Below are 14402 nucleotides of genomic sequence, written 5' to 3' on the forward strand. Positions count from 1 at the left end.
GGTGATTCTGCGCGGGTTTGGATCGGGAAGGCCAGCGCGGGCCCCTTCGCTTATTACCCCATGTCGCCGAACTTGAGTTTGGACAGCGGCAGGTTTCGCACGCGCTGGCCGGTCAGTGCGGCGATCGCATTCGCCACCGCAGGCGGCACGCCGGGCAAACCGGGTTCGCCGATGCCGCCCATCGGAGCGCCGCTCTCGACGATACGCACATGCACACGCGGCATCCGCTCCGGCGGAAGAATGGGATAGCCATCGAAGTTGCGCGCCTGCGGGACACCTTTGTCATAGACCACCTGCTCCAGGAGTGCCGATGACAGGCCGAGCGCGACGGCGGAATTGACCTGCGCCTCGATGATCGCGGGATTGACGATCCGGCCGGGATCGATGGCCACCCAGACATCATGCACGGTGATCGCGCCGTTCTTGAGCGAAACCTCGGCGATGGTCGCGACCTCGCTGCCGAAGGGCGACGCCATGGCGACGCCCCGCGCGCGTTTGCTGCCATCGGTCGCCGTGAAGGGACCGCGCTTCCAGCCGCCCGAGAGTTCGCCGACGGCTTCAAGTAGCCGCTTGTGGCGCGGCTTCTCCGCGAGCAGGCGCAGTCGCATCTGATACGGGTCCTGCTGACCTGCATCGGCCAGCTCGTCGAAGAACGTCTCGTAGAAGAAGTCGTTCATGGAGTGGCCGACCGAGCGCCAGAAACCGAGAACGGCTGGGTCATCGACGACGACTTGAGCGATGCGGCGGTTTGGTATCGCATAGGGCTTGCCGGCGATGCCCTCGACCGCCGAACGATCCGCCGTGTCGGGCTTGCGACCGAACCAGCGGCCGACCGGCCCTTCGCCGACTGCCTCTGCTTCGAGGGCTGCCGGCAGCCCGTTCGCATCAAGGGCGCCTCGGAAACGCACAAAGCCCATTGGACGCAGCGCGTCGCGCAAAAACTCCTCCTCACGGCTCCAAATCAGCTTGACCGGTCGCCCAATAGCCTTCGACAGCAGAATGGCCTGCGGGAATGGATTGGCCGTCTCGTACAGGAAATGCCGGCCGAAGAAGCCGCCGAGCACCGGCGAATGGATCTTGACCTTCTCGGGCGCGATACCGGCAACCTTCGCGGCGGCAGTCTGGAACATCTCGGGTGCCTGGTTGGGTAACCAGAGATCGAGCGTGCCGTCGTCGTTCCAGCGTGCGAGCGCCGAGGGCGGCTCCAATTGGCCGTGCGCCAGATAAGGCGCGTCGTAAGTGGCCGAGACCACCCGCGCGGCGCTGCCAAGTGCCGCGGACGCATCCCCTGCCGTCTCCGCGGAAATACCGGGCCCTGGAGTCGCCGCGAGCAGGGCCTTTCGTCCCTCTGACGAGAAGTCCGCGGGCATCGACCGCTGAGTGCTCGACGTCGCCTCCTTCCAGGTCACCTGGAGTGTCTCGACGGCGCGCCGGGCATGCCACCAGCGCTCGGCGACCACGGCGACCGCACCGGGCAAGCGATGAATGGAGTGCACCCCCGGCATCGCCTTCACCTCGGCTTCATTGGCGAAGGTCGCGGGTTCAAGACCGAGGCGCGGCGCGTGCTGAACCGCCGCTTGCATCATGCCGTCGACCTTCAGGTCGATGCCGTAGGTGGACTTGCCGGTCGACTTATCGCGCACGTCGAGGCGAGCGACTGGCTTGCCGATCCAGCGGAAATCCTTGTCCGCTCGAAGCGTCACATTTTCCGGCACGGGCAATTTGGCGGCTTCCGCAGCGAGCGCGCCGTATTCGATTGTGCGGTTCGAAGCGGTGTGGCGCACGCGTCCCGGCTCGGTGGAGAGGCTCGCGAGTGGCACGCGGAGACGCGCGGCGGCAGCCTGCAGCAGCATTTGGCGCGCCGAGGCGCCGACGCGGCGCATCACCTCATAGCTCGATCGCACCGAGTAACTTCCGCCGGTGAAGCGGTTGCCGTTCACCAGCAGATAATCGGCGCCGGGCGGCGCGCATTCCACGGTGAAGCGGACCGGATCGGCATCGAGCTCCTCGCCGACGATTTGCGCCAACGCCGTCGAGACACCCTGGCCGCCCTCGACGAAGGGACTGCGCAGCAACACGGTGCTGTCGGCGCGGATCTCCAGGAAGGCGGACACACGCGGAGCCCCCTTTACCGCCGCAGCACCGTTCTGCCCAAGCGCCTTGGTGCCGTGCAGCGTCACGCCAAGCACCAGCGCGCCGAAGGAAGCACCGAGAAAGCCGCGCCGTGACAGGTTCACTGGTCGGCCTTCAGGCAAATCGGCGACGGGAGGGAAATCATGATTCATACTGTTCATGGCGGCCCCTTAACCCTGTGCAACCTGCCGGACCGCGGCGGAGATGGCGTTGTAGGTGCCGCAGCGGCACAGATTGACCATGGCGGCCGCGACGTCCTGGTCGTTGGGTTTGGGGTTCTGCTTCAGGAGAGCGGTGGCAGCCATCACCTGGCCGGATTGGCAATAGCCGCATTGCGGTACCTGGTTGGCAACCCACGCGTCCACCACGCGGCGGCCGACCGCATCGTCAGCGATGGCCTCGATCGTGGTGATGGATTGGCCCGCAGCGCTGCCGACGGGCGTGACGCAGGACCGGATGGCCTGACCATCGATCAGCACCGTGCAGGCGCCGCACTGGGCAATGCCGCAGCCATATTTCGTGCCAGTCATGCCAAGCTCGTCGCGGATCACCCACAAGAGTGGCGTATCGGCCTCCATCTTGACCTGGTGGGTTTTGCCGTTGATGGTCACTTCCATGAAACTGCTCCTCAGATTGTCCCTTGAGGTCGCGACGCTTGCGGGCCTGTAGCGCAGGACTAGGCGTGCGATGAGGAGCAACATCTAACCCGAGCGTCAGCCCCGAATTAGATGGCCGGGTTCGCATGAACTTATGAGCCGGTTTGATCAATCGGCCGAGCTGCTATCAGCCGCGGTAGCGCAGCGCATCCACCATTAAGGCAAATGCTGCCGACTGTTGTCGGCGGCTCGGGTAGTAGAGATGATAGCCCGAGTAGGGCAGGCACCAATCCTCGAGAACCCGCTTGAGGCGGCCCTTAGCCAGATAAGGCTGCGCCCACCCTTCAGGGACATAGGCAAGGCCCATTCCCGCGAGCGCAGCATTCAAGATTTGCGACGTTGTATTGTAGGTGAGCTGGCCTTCGACGCGCACCTTCAGTTCGCGACCGCCTTTCTCAAACTCCCAGGCATAGAGCCCGCCATGGGTTGGCAGGCGCAGCGTAATGCAATTGTGGCCGATCAAGTCTTGCGGTCTCTTTGGTGCCTGCCGATTCTTGAAGTAGGAGGGAGCCCCGACAACGGCGATGCGCATGTCCGGCGCAATGCGCACCGCGATCATGTCCTTTTCCACCTGTTCACCGCTTCTCACGCCGGCGTCAAAGCCTTGAGCGACGATATCTGTCAGCGCGTAATCGATGACGATCTCGACCTTGATGTCGGGATAGTTCGGCAGCAGCTTTGCAAGCTTCGGCAGCAGAATCGCATCTGCGGCATATTCGGTGGCTGTGATCCGGATCGTGCCGGCCGGCTTGTCGCGAAGCTCCCGTATGGCCGCAAGCTCGGATTCGATCTCCTCGAGCCGTGGTGCTGCGATCCGAAGCAGCCGTTGGCCGGCCTCCGTCGGCGCGACGCTGCGCGTTGTGCGCGTCAGCAGCCGTACGCCGAGACGCGCCTCGAGCTCGCGGATCGTGTAGCTCAGCGCCGACTGTGACACGCCGAGCTTGGCCGCTGCGCCCGTGAAACTGCGCTCCCGCGCGACCGCCACGAAGGCCAGGAGGTCGTCAAGCTTTCCGCTCTGCATTTATCAAACCTATTTATAAGTCCATGCCGATTATAGCGGCTAGTCGCTGCAGATGCGCGCGTTAAATCAGGACCACGGTGGGGGTTGAGGGCCTCGATCAGGGGTAGGCAGTGATCGAGAGGGGACTGCAATTGGAGAGCGAGCTTTCAACGGAGCGGCCGCGTGGCAGAGCAAACGATCTTTGAACATCCCGTCCCCGCGCTCGAGCGCGGCGCAGCGCAATCCGGCTGGAGCGCCGTACTTGCGCTAAGCCTATGCGTCTCGACGCTGATCGCGTCGGAATTCATGCCGGTCAGCATCCTGACCCCGATCGCTTCCGACCTCCATCTGACCGAAGGTGCTGCGGGCCAGGCGATCTCGGTTTCCGGCTTGTTTGCTGTGCTGACCAGCCTATTTATCGCAACGATCACCCGTGGGATCGATCGCCGCTCAGTGCTGCTTGGACTGACCCTTCTCATGCTGTTGTCAGGCCTGCTGGTCGCCTTCGCGCCCAATTTCGTCGCGCTCATGGCGGGCCGCGCCCTGCTCGGCGTTGTCATCGGCGGCTTTTGGTCGATGTCGGCGGCAACCGTGATGCGGCTGGTCCCGGAAAAGCAGGTGCCCCGCGCGCTCGCCATGCTGAACGGCGGCAACGCGCTTGCGACCACCATTGCCGCGCCGCTGGGCAGCTTCCTTGGCCAGTACATCGGCTGGCGCGGCGCGTTCTTTTTGGTTGTGCCGCTTGCCGCGATCACCTTCGCGTGGCAATGGCTGACGCTGCCCTCCATGCAGTCCGATCGCGCCAAGCGTCAGCCCAGCGCGTTGGGTGTCCTACGCCGTCCGAGTTCCCGCCTGGGCATGATCGCAGTCGCGCTGCTGTTCGCGGGGCAATTCGCGTTGTTCACGTACCTGCGCCCCTTCTTGGAGAGCGTCACTCGTCTTGAAGTGTCCGTGCTCTCGCTGGTGCTGCTCGGCATGGGCGTCGCCGGCGTAGTCGGAACTTGGCTGATCGGCCGGATGGTCGCGAGCAGCCTCTCGATGACGTTGATACTCGCGCCGCTGGTGCTCGCGGCTCTCGCATGTGGGCTGGTCGCAGTAGGAACGCTCGCTGCGCCGACGGCGTTCTTGGTCACTCTCTGGGGCATGATCGGAACGGGCGCGCCGGTCGCCTGGTGGACCTGGGTTGCTCATCGGTTCCCGAACGACGCCGAGGCTGCCGGAGGGCTCTTGGTCGCGGTTGTTCAAATGGCGATCACGCTTGGAGCCGCAGGCGGCGGTTTCTTGTTCGACGCCGCTGGGTATCGAACGACGTTCCTCGCCAGCGCAGGCCTTCTCGGCGCCTCCGCACTGTTCGGCGCATTCGACGCCCGCGCGGAAAGTGCTGCGCGGAAAGAGCAGGGCAATGGCGGTGCCGCCCAGTCGTAGGAACCGAACGACGAACAGGCGGGATCGATGGCGCGCATCTTCATCACCGGCAGCAGCGACGGCCTCGGTCGGGCGGCGGCAAGGTCGCTTCTAGACGGCGGCCACGAGATCGTCCTGCATGCTCGATCGAACGAACGCGCGGCGGCTCTTGCGGACTTTGTGCCCCAAGTCGCCGGGATCGCGGTTGGCGATCTGCGCAGTGCTGCCGAGACTCGCCACGTCGCCGATCAGGTCAACACGATCGGCCGCATGGATGCGGTCATCCACAATGCCGGCATCTACACGGCGCCCGACCGCGGCACGACGCCCGAAGGGCATGCGGGCATCTTGGCGGTGAACACGCTGGCGCCGTTTATGCTGACGGCTTTGATCGAGCGCCCCGACCGTCTGGTTTATCTCAACAGCGGTCTTCACCGTGGTGGCGAAGGCTCCCTCCACGATCTCGACTGGACGCAGCGCACCTGGGATCCGGCGCGAGCCTATGCCGAAAGCAAGCTGCACGTCGTGGCACTGGCCTTCTTCCTTGCCCGGCGCTGGCCACAAGTCCTCAGCCACGCGGTCGATCCCGGCTGGGTGCGCACCCGGATGGGAGGTGCGAGCGCTCCGGTCGACGTCGATACGGGACAGCGCACGCAGAGCTGGCTGACCGTCAGTACGGACGCCGCAGCCACGGTCAGCGGCCGCTATTGGCACCACCTGAGGCCGCAGCAGCCCGCGGCCGAAGCGATGGACGCGTCCTTTCAGGACAAGCTGGTCGCCCGCCTTCAAGAACTCACCGGCGTGGCACTTCCCTGAAGGGAGCTACCCAAACGCCCCGATCGGTTGGAATCAAAGGAGACATTTCGATGGACTATACGCATCTTGGCCGAACCGGCCTGAAGGTCAGCCGTCTGGCGCTAGGCACCATGAACTTCGGGGAGCTGACCGACGAGAAAACCAGCTTCTCGATCATGGACGAGGCCTTGGACGGCGGCATCAACTTCTTCGATGCGGCCGACGTCTATGGCGGTCCGCAATCGCTCGACATGGAGAAGGGGTTCGGCAAATCCGAGGAGATTATCGGCAACTGGTTGGCGCAGGGCGGACGTCGCGACCGAATCGTCCTGGCGACCAAAGTGTACCAGCCGATGGAGACCGGACCCAACGATCGCAGGCTATCCGCCTATCATATACGTCGCGCCTGCGAGGCCAGCCTGCGTCGGCTCAAGACCGACCATATCGACCTCTATCAAAGGCACCACGTCGATCGCTCGACGCCCTGGGCGGAGGTCCGGCAGGCGATGGAGCAACTGATCCGAGAAGGAAAGATCACTTATGTCGGCAGCAGCAACTTCGCTGCCTGGGACATCGCCACCGCGCAATGCACGGCCGCCTCACGCAACCTGCTCGGGCTGGCATCGGAACAGAGCCTTTATAACCTGACACAGCGCACGATCGAGCTGGAAGTGATACCGGCGCTGCGTCACTTCGGCGTCGGCCTCATTCCGTGGAGCCCGATCGGCATGGGCCTGCTCGGAGGCGTGCTGCGGAAGATCGCCGAAGGACGCCGGGCGACGCCGCAGCTTCAGGTGCAGATCGATAGGCTGCGTCCGCAACTGCAGGCCTACGAAGCGCTGTGCGACCAGTTGGGCGAAGCGCCCTCCGACGTCGCGCTCGCTTGGTTGCTCCACAATCTGGTCGTCACCGCCGCGATCAGCGGGCCTCGCACCGTCGAGCAACTGCACCAGAACCTGAAGGCGCCGTCGCTGATTCTTTCACGCGAGACGATGGCGAAGTTGGACGAGATCTGGCCGGGGCCCGGTGGAGAGGCACCGGTCGCCTATGCCTGGTAGAGCCGGACACCCATCGATGCCCACGGCCGCGAAGAACGCGAAGTCGGACGTGGCCCCGATGCTGCTGCCGATCATGGTGGTGGTCTTCGTCGCCTTTCTCGTCATCGGCATTGCCATGCCCGTTCTTCCGGTCCATGTGCACGATGGCTTGGGGCAGAGCACGTTCATGGTCGGCCTCGTCGCCGGCAGCCAGTTCGCCGCCTCGTTGGTCTCACGCCCCTGGGCAGGCCACTACGCGGACGCCCGCGGAGCCAAGCGTGGGGTGATCGCCGGCCTGGTCGCAGCCGCGGCCTCCGGACTGCTCTATTTGCTGTCGCTCGGTTTCGGCGCCGCGCCATCAGTGTCGGTTGCCATTCTCTTGCTGGGGCGTGGCGTGCTCGGCGGGGCGGAGAGCTTCATCATCACGGCGGCCGTGAGCTGGGGTCTGGCGCTCGTCGATTCTCGGAGTACGGGCAAGGTCATCGCGTGGGTCGGTTCGGCGATGTTCGCCGCGTTTGCGATCGGCGCACCGGCCGGAGCCGCCCTCTACGCCGCCTACGGCTTTGCGGCGATTGCATTCGCTACTGCCGCGGCTCCCCTCGCGACCCTGCTTCTCGTCGTTCGCCTTCCAGCGATCGCTCCCATGCGGCACGCCCGCTTCTCGTTCGCCGAAGTGGTCGGTGCCGTATGGGTGCCGGGCCTGGGGTCGGCGCTCGGAAGCGTGGGTTTCGGTGCAGTCACGACCTTCGTTGCGTTGCTGTTCGCAAGCCGAGGTTGGTCCAACGGATGGCTCGCCTACTCGGCTTACGCAGTCGCTTTCATTCTCGCGCGGGCATTCTTCAGCCATCTGGCAGACGCGATCGGCGGGGCAAAAGTCGCGCTTGTCTGCGCGCTCGTCGAAGCGCTCGGCCAGGCGCTGATCTGGCTGGCGGTTCGACCCGAAATGGCCTTGGTGGGTGCCGCGCTCACTGGCTTCGGGTTCTCGCTGGTCTACCCCGGCTTCGGCGTCGAAGCCGTGCGCCGCGTGCCCGAGCAAAGTCGCGGCCTCGCAATGGGCGCCTACACCGCCTTTCTCGACCTTGCTCAGGGTCTCGCGAGTCCCGCGCTTGGACTGATCGCGACCGGGGCGAGGCTGAACGTCGTATTCCTCGCCAGCGCGGCGACCGTCCTATGCGCCGCAGTCGTCGCCTCGTGGCTGATGGCGCATCCGGCAACGACGGAAGGAGAACCGAAATGAGAATGCTCGCAGTGACCTTATGTTCGATCTGTCTGGCAGTCGGGGGCGCCGCCGCCGCGGAACAGGCGCCCATAGAGGGAGTGAATCCTATGTCGAAATCGGAAGATGTCCGCACCGTCGCCCCCGCTCTGCAGAAATATGCGCAGGAAGTCCTCATGGGCGATCTCTGGAAGCGACCAGGTCTTTCGCCGCGAGACCGGAGCATCGTCACCGTCGCGGCTCTCATCGCTCGTGACCAAATCATCGAGCTGCCGTATTATCTCGGTCTCGCGCTCGGCAACGGCGTCAAGCCGACCGAAATATCCGAGATCATCACGCACCTGGCTTTTTACACCGGCTGGGCGAACGCGATGCATGCGATCCCCGCGGCAAGGGACGTCTTCAAGAGCCGAGGCATCGGGGACGACCAGCTCCCGCCGACCTCAGGACCGCAGCTTCCGCTCGACGAGGCTGCGGAGAAGCAGCGGGCGACACGTGTCGGAGAGCAGTTCGGCCAGATCACGCCAAGTCTCGTCCAATACACGACAGACGTGCTCTTTCGGGATCTCTGGTTGAGACCGGATCTCGCTCCCCGTGACCGCAGCCTGATTACCGTGAGCGCTCTCGTCGCGACCGGGCAGGTCGCGCAGATCACCTACCATTTGAACCGGGCGATGGACAACGGGTTGACGCGGGAGGAGGCCGGCGAGGTGCTCGGCCATCTCGCGTTCTATGCCGGTTGGCCCAATGCGTTCTCCGCAGCGCCCGTCGTCAAGGACGTGCTCGAAAAACGCCAGCGCTAGAGGAGTGAGTTTTCATGCCGCACGTGATCGTCAAGCTCTACTCGGGCAAATCCGAGCGCCAGAAGCAAGCCCTCGCGCTAGCGGTCGCCGATGCGGTGACAAGCACGCTCAACTATGGGGAAGAGTCCGTCTCGGTTGGAATCGAAGACGTGGAGCCGAAGGGACTGGACAGAGAGCGTCTACAGGCCGGACATCATCGGCAAGCGGGACACCATCTACAAGAAGCCCGGATATGAGCTGCGCTAAGCGGAGGAACGCGATGATCACACGCAGAGGCGTGCTCATCTGCGGCGGCGCAGCCGCTGCGATCGGAGTTTACCGAGCGCGGGCATTCGCGTCCGAAGCACAGAAGGAGCCTCAAATGGACATCGACATCAAAAGAAATGGATCTCGCCCATCCCAGAAAGGCCCGGAAGATTGGTTCACCGGCACGGTCCGCATCGACCCCTTGTTCCAGGCGCCCGATCCCGCTCGCGTAGGAGCCGGCCAGGTCACGTTCGAGCCCGGCGCCCGGACCGCCTGGCACACGCATCCGCTCGGGCAGACGCTGATCGTCACCGCCGGGCTCGGTTGGGTGCAGCGGGAGGGCGGTCCGATCGAGGAGATCCGGCCGGGCGACGTCGTCTGGTTTCCGCCTGGCCTGAAGCATTGGCACGGTGCGTCCCCGACGACGGCGATGAGCCACATCGCAATTCAGGAGTCGTTGGACGGGAAGGCGGTCGACTGGATGGAGAAGGTGAGCGACGAGCAATACCGGAAGTAAAAGGTCGCCGGCTGACAGCGCGCACCCGACGATTCAGAAGGAGGGGGCACATGAACTCGGACACACACGATGGGCTCTCCCGTCGTCGATTTGCCGCCGCTCTGGCGGCGGGCGTCTTCATGCCGCGGTCAGTCTTTGCCCAGATGACGGCAGATAATACAGGACAAGGAGGGACGGCGCCCATGCGTATTCGTTGCCGCTTCGAAGAAGAGGGTTTCACGGTAACGCTGCTGGACAACCCGTCAGCTCGCGATTTCGCAACGATGCTGCCGCTTGATCTCGGCATCGACGATTATTCGAGCAACGAGAAGATCGCTTATCTGCCGCGCAAGCTCACGGAAGAAGGCAGCGGACCTTTCTCGAACGAGGCCGCCGGCGATCTCTGCTACTACGCGCCGTGGGGCAATCTCGCCTTCTTTCATGGCGGCTACAGATATTCGAGCGGCTTGATCCGGCTCGGCCGTGTCGATGACGGTCCGCGGCCGCTGCTCAAGCGAGGCAAGTTTCCGCTGCGCATCGAGCATTTTTCACCCGGTTAACAGACGAGGAGTAGCCATGTTTGCGACAGTCATGTACGGCCCCGGCGATGTCCGTTTTGAACAGGTCGACGACCCCAAGATCGTCAAGCCCACGGACGCCATCATCAAGCTATCGGCGACATGCATCTGTGGGTCCGACCTCTGGCCCTATCGCGGTTTGCAGCCGACGGATGCGCCCGCCCATATGGGACACGAATATTGCGGCGTCGTCGTCGAAGTAGGCAGCGCGGTCAAAACCGTTCGTCCCAGGCAGTTCGTCGTCGGCTCGTTCTGCCTCTCCGACAACACCTGCCCGCACTGCAAATTCGGCTTTCATTCCTCATGTGTGCAGCGGGAGTTCATGACGGGAGCTCAGGCGCCTTACGCGCGTGTGCCGCTGGCCGATGGAACGCTCGTCGCCACGGCCGAGATGCCCGGAAACGATCTCGTCCCTCATCTTCTGGCCGCTTCGGATGTTCTCGGCACCGGCTGGTACGCCGCCGATGCCGCGAACGTCCGGCGAGGATCCACGGTCGCGGTCGTCGGGGACGGGGCCGTGGGGCTGATGGGCGTCCTGGCCGCGAAGGAGATGGGCGCGGAGCGCATCATCGCGATGAGCCGGCACAAGAGCCGCCAGGAATTGGCGCGGGAGTTCGGCGCGACGGACATCGTGGCCGAGCGCGGGGCGGCCGGTATCGAGCGCGTGAAGGAGTTGACAGGTGGCGTCGGCGCGGATTCCGTTCTGGAATGTGTCGGCACGCAGGAGTCCATGACGCAGGCCATCGATTCGACGCGACCCGGCGGCTCCATCGGCTATGTCGGCGTGCCCCACGGCGTGACCTTCGATGGCCAGGCGATGTTCATTTCGCAACGGCGCATGCTGGGCGGCCCGGCCCCGGTCAGACGTTTCTGCCCGACCTGATGGACCGTGTTCTGATGGGCAGGATCAAGCCAGGCAAGGTTTTCGACCTCACGCTGCCGCTTGCAGAGGTCGCAGAAGGCTATCGCGCAATGGATGAACGGCGCGCGATCAAGACGATGCTCACCCTGTGAAACGGAGGCGTGATCGTAAGGCGCATCGTAGCTAGTGCGGTGGTCGGTCCGTGAAGCTGGTAAACTAAAGATAGGACCGCAGCGTGCACTTATCGTTGAGAACCTTGCGGCCGACACAAACACATGGCTGATCCCGATCTGCGCCTAGTCGAGCAACCGAGCGAGTCTCCTCTTATGCGACCCTACATCATCTGCCATATGGGTACGTCGATCGACGGCCGTCTTCATCCCAGCCGATTTACATCCGCCGCAGCGGGCGTGTCGTCCGATGTCCTGCGCGGCCACTATGAAAGGATTCACGAAAGCTTTGAGGCCGATGGGTGGATCGTCGGCCGCAAGACGATGAGCGAAATGGCAAAGGGATCTGCACGGGGCGCCCCCAGCTCGCCAAAGCTGGCGCGCGAGGCGCATGTCGGAAATCGCAACGGCCGCAAGCTCGCCATCGGGATAGACCCGTCGGGGCGCGTACAGTTCGGTAAAGACAATGTGGGTGGCGATCATGCCGTGGCGGTTCTCGGCGAGCACGTCTCCGACGTCCATCTATCAGAACTGCGCGCGGACGGCGTGTCCTATGTGTTTGCGGGTCCCAAGGGCGATGATCTGCCCGGCGCGATGGAACGCATCGGCTCGACCTTCGGCGTGAAGAAGCTGCTTCTGGAAGGTGGCGGCAGCATCAATGGCGCCTTCCTCAAACACGGGCTGATCGACGAATTCAGCACGCTCATTTTTTCGGCCGTGGACGGCGTCGCCGGAACACAGAGCATTATCGACTACCACGGTCCGGAAGGTGATCGGCCTGGTGCTGGACAGGCGCTCCGGCTCACGCACTGCGAGACGCTTGAAGGCGGAATGGTCTGGCTGCGTCACGCCGTAGAGCGCGCACCCAGTTGAGGTTTCTCGCGCCGCTGAATTTGCCATTCAGCTTGAATGGCGTCGGTCCGAGATCAGGCGTTTTGAATCTCCGCTTAGCTTCGTGCTGCTGCATCAGCGCGTACAGATGTCGATTAGTGTCCTTGATCGCCTCGGCGCACGATTCCGGATTTGAAATCCGGTCGGCGGCAGCAACCAGATGGTCGAGCACCGCACGGCTGGCTATCGCGCCCTGCGCGTGGCCCCCATGCCGTCCGCGACCATCAGGAGGCAGCCATCGGCCGGTGTCGCCATGACGATGGGCGCGTTCATATCGCCGGTCAGGACACGGGCATCGACGGCGACGGCGTCCTCATTCGCGGGACGCAGGCGACGGCGATGGGTAAAGGCGGCTATGGTCCAGCCTGTCATGTCAAATGCCTCATCCTGAGAGTGCAGCTTCGATCAGGTGCTCCATCTCAGAGCGATGGAGCTCCACCCGGCAGCTTGGCCTTCAGGCCATCGAATTCCGTCCGGGATATCGCGCCTCTGACAAGGAGATCGTGAAGGCGCTCCAATTCATGCGAAAGGGATGTTTGAGGTAGAGGCGGTGGGTCAACGACCTGAATCTTCCTCACGTCGTTGATGAAGAGGTTGAGGCCTGACTCCCCGCCGCTACTTGCGGAGTCCACCCGATGGGCCGCCCGCATCGCCCAAACCATCGCGACCCCCCATCCGATGATCGTGCCGCCGAAGGCGACATTGATGACGAGGATGATCCAGCGGTTCGGGTGGTTGCGGCGGAATGCCACGATGCTCGGCATGATGTAGATGATGCCGGCAATCAGAAAGCCTATTCCTGGGAAGATTATGAGAGCGGTGTCGTCCGATGGAGGGAGCCTGGATGCATGTCACGCTGCCCACAGAATGATCGAGACGATGAACGATGCTATCCAGACGAATCCGTAGGCCGGCGTCTGGCGCAAACGTTGCGCGCGCACGAAGAGATAGACGGGAGCCAGCAGCAGGGCGAACAACGTCAGCCAACCGGAGCTGTAGCCGGCGCGCTTGAGTTGTTCTGTATCGACGAGGCACAGCACCGCATTCGTCAACACCGGAACGAGCCAACTGAGCGGTGATAGAAAGGCATCGAAAAATGTGTCGTCTGCCGGATGGCTGTTCTGGTAGTTAAGCAGGCCGACATCAACGAACACATATGCGATTGGCGCAAAGGCGAGCGCCCATACCAAGCCGTTGTTCACATGGTTCGCGGCAATGGCCGGCGGAATATCCTTGATCTGCGCGTACCAAGAAAATCCAAAAGCTTCTTTATTGAGGGAAAGGCGCTTTGCCACTCCTGCTCCAGCGCCTCCCTTCGAATGCGCGAGAACTCGATTTCAGCTTGTTTGATGATGGTCGCCGGGACCTCGTATTTGCCTTGGGCGGGACGGAGGCATTCATTCACAAACGCGATTATATCCCTCGGCCGCATCAACGTGCGCTCGACCATATATTCGAAGGGGTCTACGTTCAGTGACCTCTGTTTTCGATCGTCACGCCGAAAGCGCTCCGCGATCTTCGCAAAAACGGACTGAGAGGCGCTTTCGTTTTCGACGTTGAAGCGAAGCCGAATGAACTCTATGCAAATGACGTGCTTCCAAAGAACCTGGAACGTCAACTCAAGGTCCGCGCCGATGGCTTGCAGGAAACGCAAAACGTCTGAATTGGACACGTAGCTCATTGCCAGTTCAGTTGGGTCAATCTCAACTGAGTGCGCCACCTTCGATTTCACATACTTCAAAATGGCAGGTTTTGCCCGCGCCCGTCCTTCCATCCAGCACCATTCCCCGCGACTTAACGTTGAGGCACAGTTCAACGGGTGGGTAATGGACGAAACACCACGATGGCGGCAGTCAGCCTGTCCCGCTGACGGCCAATAAGCGAGGCGAGAAAGAAGCGGCCGGAGATGAAGAGCTTCGCTGGCACGTAGTGGGACCACCGGATGGAATTAGAAATCAGGACTTGTCGTGCGCGTACTTCTCCAAAAGCAGCCGATTATATTCATCTCTCACGGCTCTTCGCGAAATATGCCTTTTTCGGTCTTTGGCAATCTTCAGAAGATCAGGATCTGTCGGTGCCCGTGATTTCCGCCTAAATCTCGCAAAGAGTCGGGTA

At 63.0% G+C, this 14402-nt stretch carries 15 protein-coding genes and 2 pseudogenes; 10 read left to right on the top strand and 7 right to left on the bottom strand.

The features are described 5' to 3' along the window. Positions 1–53: 53 nt before the first annotated feature. The 3 genes from IVB18_RS13770 to IVB18_RS13780 form a co-directional block, all read right to left on the bottom strand. On the bottom strand, positions 54–2294 hold the full coding sequence (locus IVB18_RS13770; RefSeq protein WP_247989631.1) for a xanthine dehydrogenase family protein molybdopterin-binding subunit: 2241 nt from the start codon (positions 2292–2294) through the stop codon (positions 54–56). 9 nt (positions 2295–2303) lie between these two features. Beyond that, positions 2304–2750, bottom strand: a complete 447-nt coding sequence (locus IVB18_RS13775; RefSeq protein WP_247989632.1) for a (2Fe-2S)-binding protein — start codon at positions 2748–2750, stop codon at positions 2304–2306. A 166-nt stretch (positions 2751–2916) separates the two neighbouring features. Next, complete coding sequence (locus IVB18_RS13780; protein WP_247989633.1) at positions 2917–3810, bottom strand: LysR family transcriptional regulator; 894 nt, start codon at positions 3808–3810, stop codon at positions 2917–2919. Positions 3811–3987: 177 nt separating this feature from the next. Here IVB18_RS13780 and IVB18_RS13785 point away from each other — a divergent pair, with 177 nt between their 5' ends. The 10 genes and pseudogenes from IVB18_RS13785 to IVB18_RS13830 all read left to right on the top strand — a co-directional run bounded on the left by IVB18_RS13785 (position 3988) and on the right by IVB18_RS13830 (position 12269). Continuing rightward, on the top strand, positions 3988–5214 hold the full coding sequence (locus tag IVB18_RS13785) for an MFS transporter (RefSeq protein ID WP_247991633.1): 1227 nt from the start codon (positions 3988–3990) through the stop codon (positions 5212–5214). A gap of 27 nt (positions 5215–5241) precedes the next feature. Further along, a complete protein-coding gene (locus IVB18_RS13790; protein ID WP_247989634.1) occupies positions 5242–6009 on the top strand; it encodes an SDR family NAD(P)-dependent oxidoreductase in 768 nt (255 codons plus the stop codon). 50 nt (positions 6010–6059) lie between these two features. Next, complete coding sequence (locus tag IVB18_RS13795; protein WP_247989635.1) at positions 6060–7046, top strand: aldo/keto reductase; 987 nt, start codon at positions 6060–6062, stop codon at positions 7044–7046. A gap of 16 nt (positions 7047–7062) precedes the next feature. Further along, the gene (locus IVB18_RS13800; RefSeq protein WP_247989636.1) at positions 7063–8262 is read left to right on the top strand and encodes an arabinose transporter; all 1200 of its coding nucleotides are present in this window, start codon (positions 7063–7065) and stop codon (positions 8260–8262) included. Continuing rightward, entirely contained in the window at positions 8259–9044 is a 786-nt protein-coding gene (locus tag IVB18_RS13805; protein ID WP_247989637.1) for a carboxymuconolactone decarboxylase family protein, read from the top strand. Before IVB18_RS13800 ends, IVB18_RS13805 begins: the two co-directional genes overlap by 4 nt. 14 nt (positions 9045–9058) lie before the next feature. Beyond that, on the top strand, positions 9059–9280 hold the full coding sequence (locus IVB18_RS13810) for a tautomerase family protein (RefSeq protein ID WP_346732631.1): 222 nt from the start codon (positions 9059–9061) through the stop codon (positions 9278–9280). A 131-nt stretch (positions 9281–9411) separates the two neighbouring features. Beyond that, a complete protein-coding gene (locus IVB18_RS13815) occupies positions 9412–9807 on the top strand; it encodes a cupin domain-containing protein (RefSeq protein ID WP_247991634.1) in 396 nt (131 codons plus the stop codon). Between the two features lie 182 nt (positions 9808–9989). Further along, positions 9990–10346: pseudogene (locus tag IVB18_RS13820) on the top strand (cyclophilin-like fold protein); the annotation flags it as partial. A 16-nt stretch (positions 10347–10362) separates the two neighbouring features. After that, positions 10363–11378, top strand: a pseudogene (locus IVB18_RS13825) (zinc-dependent alcohol dehydrogenase family protein). Positions 11379–11501: 123 nt separating this feature from the next. Further along, positions 11502–12269: a dihydrofolate reductase family protein gene (locus IVB18_RS13830; RefSeq protein WP_247989638.1), complete on the top strand. Its 768-nt coding sequence runs from the start codon at positions 11502–11504 to the stop codon at positions 12267–12269. 201 nt (positions 12270–12470) lie between these two features. Here IVB18_RS13830 and IVB18_RS13835 read toward each other — a convergent pair whose 3' ends face one another. From IVB18_RS13835 to IVB18_RS13850, 4 genes are all read right to left on the bottom strand, one after another. Beyond that, positions 12471–12659, bottom strand: a complete 189-nt coding sequence (locus IVB18_RS13835) for a hypothetical protein (protein WP_247989639.1) — start codon at positions 12657–12659, stop codon at positions 12471–12473. A 47-nt stretch (positions 12660–12706) separates the two neighbouring features. Then, a complete protein-coding gene (locus IVB18_RS13840; protein ID WP_247989640.1) occupies positions 12707–13051 on the bottom strand; it encodes a superinfection immunity protein in 345 nt (114 codons plus the stop codon). 87 nt (positions 13052–13138) lie between these two features. After that, positions 13139–13489, bottom strand: coding sequence for a hypothetical protein (locus tag IVB18_RS13845; protein WP_247989641.1), 351 nt, complete (start codon positions 13487–13489; stop codon positions 13139–13141). After that, on the bottom strand, positions 13486–14061 hold the full coding sequence (locus IVB18_RS13850; protein ID WP_247989642.1) for a hypothetical protein: 576 nt from the start codon (positions 14059–14061) through the stop codon (positions 13486–13488). Before IVB18_RS13850 ends, IVB18_RS13845 begins: the two co-directional genes overlap by 4 nt. Positions 14062–14402: the final 341 nt, after the last annotated feature.

It is taken from the genome of Bradyrhizobium sp. 186, assembly GCF_023101685.1.
GTDB lineage: Bacteria > Pseudomonadota > Alphaproteobacteria > Rhizobiales > Xanthobacteraceae > Bradyrhizobium.

Excerpts from the sequence above, each read along its gene's own strand:
- IVB18_RS13770 (WP_247989631.1), bottom strand. The coding sequence starts at position 2,294 with ATGAACAGTATGAATCATGATTTCCCTCCCGTCGCCGATTTGCCTGAA.
- IVB18_RS13800 (WP_247989636.1), top strand. The coding sequence starts at position 7,063 with ATGCCCACGGCCGCGAAGAACGCGAAGTCGGACGTGGCCCCGATGCTG.
- IVB18_RS13835 (WP_247989639.1), bottom strand. The coding sequence starts at position 12,659 with ATGACAGGCTGGACCATAGCCGCCTTTACCCATCGCCGTCGCCTGCGT.
- IVB18_RS13790 (WP_247989634.1), top strand. The coding sequence starts at position 5,242 with ATGGCGCGCATCTTCATCACCGGCAGCAGCGACGGCCTCGGTCGGGCG.
- IVB18_RS13850 (WP_247989642.1), bottom strand. The coding sequence starts at position 14,061 with ATGGAAGGACGGGCGCGGGCAAAACCTGCCATTTTGAAGTATGTGAAA.
- IVB18_RS13840 (WP_247989640.1), bottom strand. The coding sequence starts at position 13,051 with ATGCCGAGCATCGTGGCATTCCGCCGCAACCACCCGAACCGCTGGATC.
- IVB18_RS13830 (WP_247989638.1), top strand. The coding sequence starts at position 11,502 with ATGGCTGATCCCGATCTGCGCCTAGTCGAGCAACCGAGCGAGTCTCCT.
- IVB18_RS13780 (WP_247989633.1), bottom strand. The coding sequence starts at position 3,810 with ATGCAGAGCGGAAAGCTTGACGACCTCCTGGCCTTCGTGGCGGTCGCG.
- IVB18_RS13775 (WP_247989632.1), bottom strand. The coding sequence starts at position 2,750 with ATGGAAGTGACCATCAACGGCAAAACCCACCAGGTCAAGATGGAGGCC.
- IVB18_RS13795 (WP_247989635.1), top strand. The coding sequence starts at position 6,060 with ATGGACTATACGCATCTTGGCCGAACCGGCCTGAAGGTCAGCCGTCTG.
- IVB18_RS13810 (WP_346732631.1), top strand. The coding sequence starts at position 9,059 with ATGCCGCACGTGATCGTCAAGCTCTACTCGGGCAAATCCGAGCGCCAG.
- IVB18_RS13805 (WP_247989637.1), top strand. The coding sequence starts at position 8,259 with ATGAGAATGCTCGCAGTGACCTTATGTTCGATCTGTCTGGCAGTCGGG.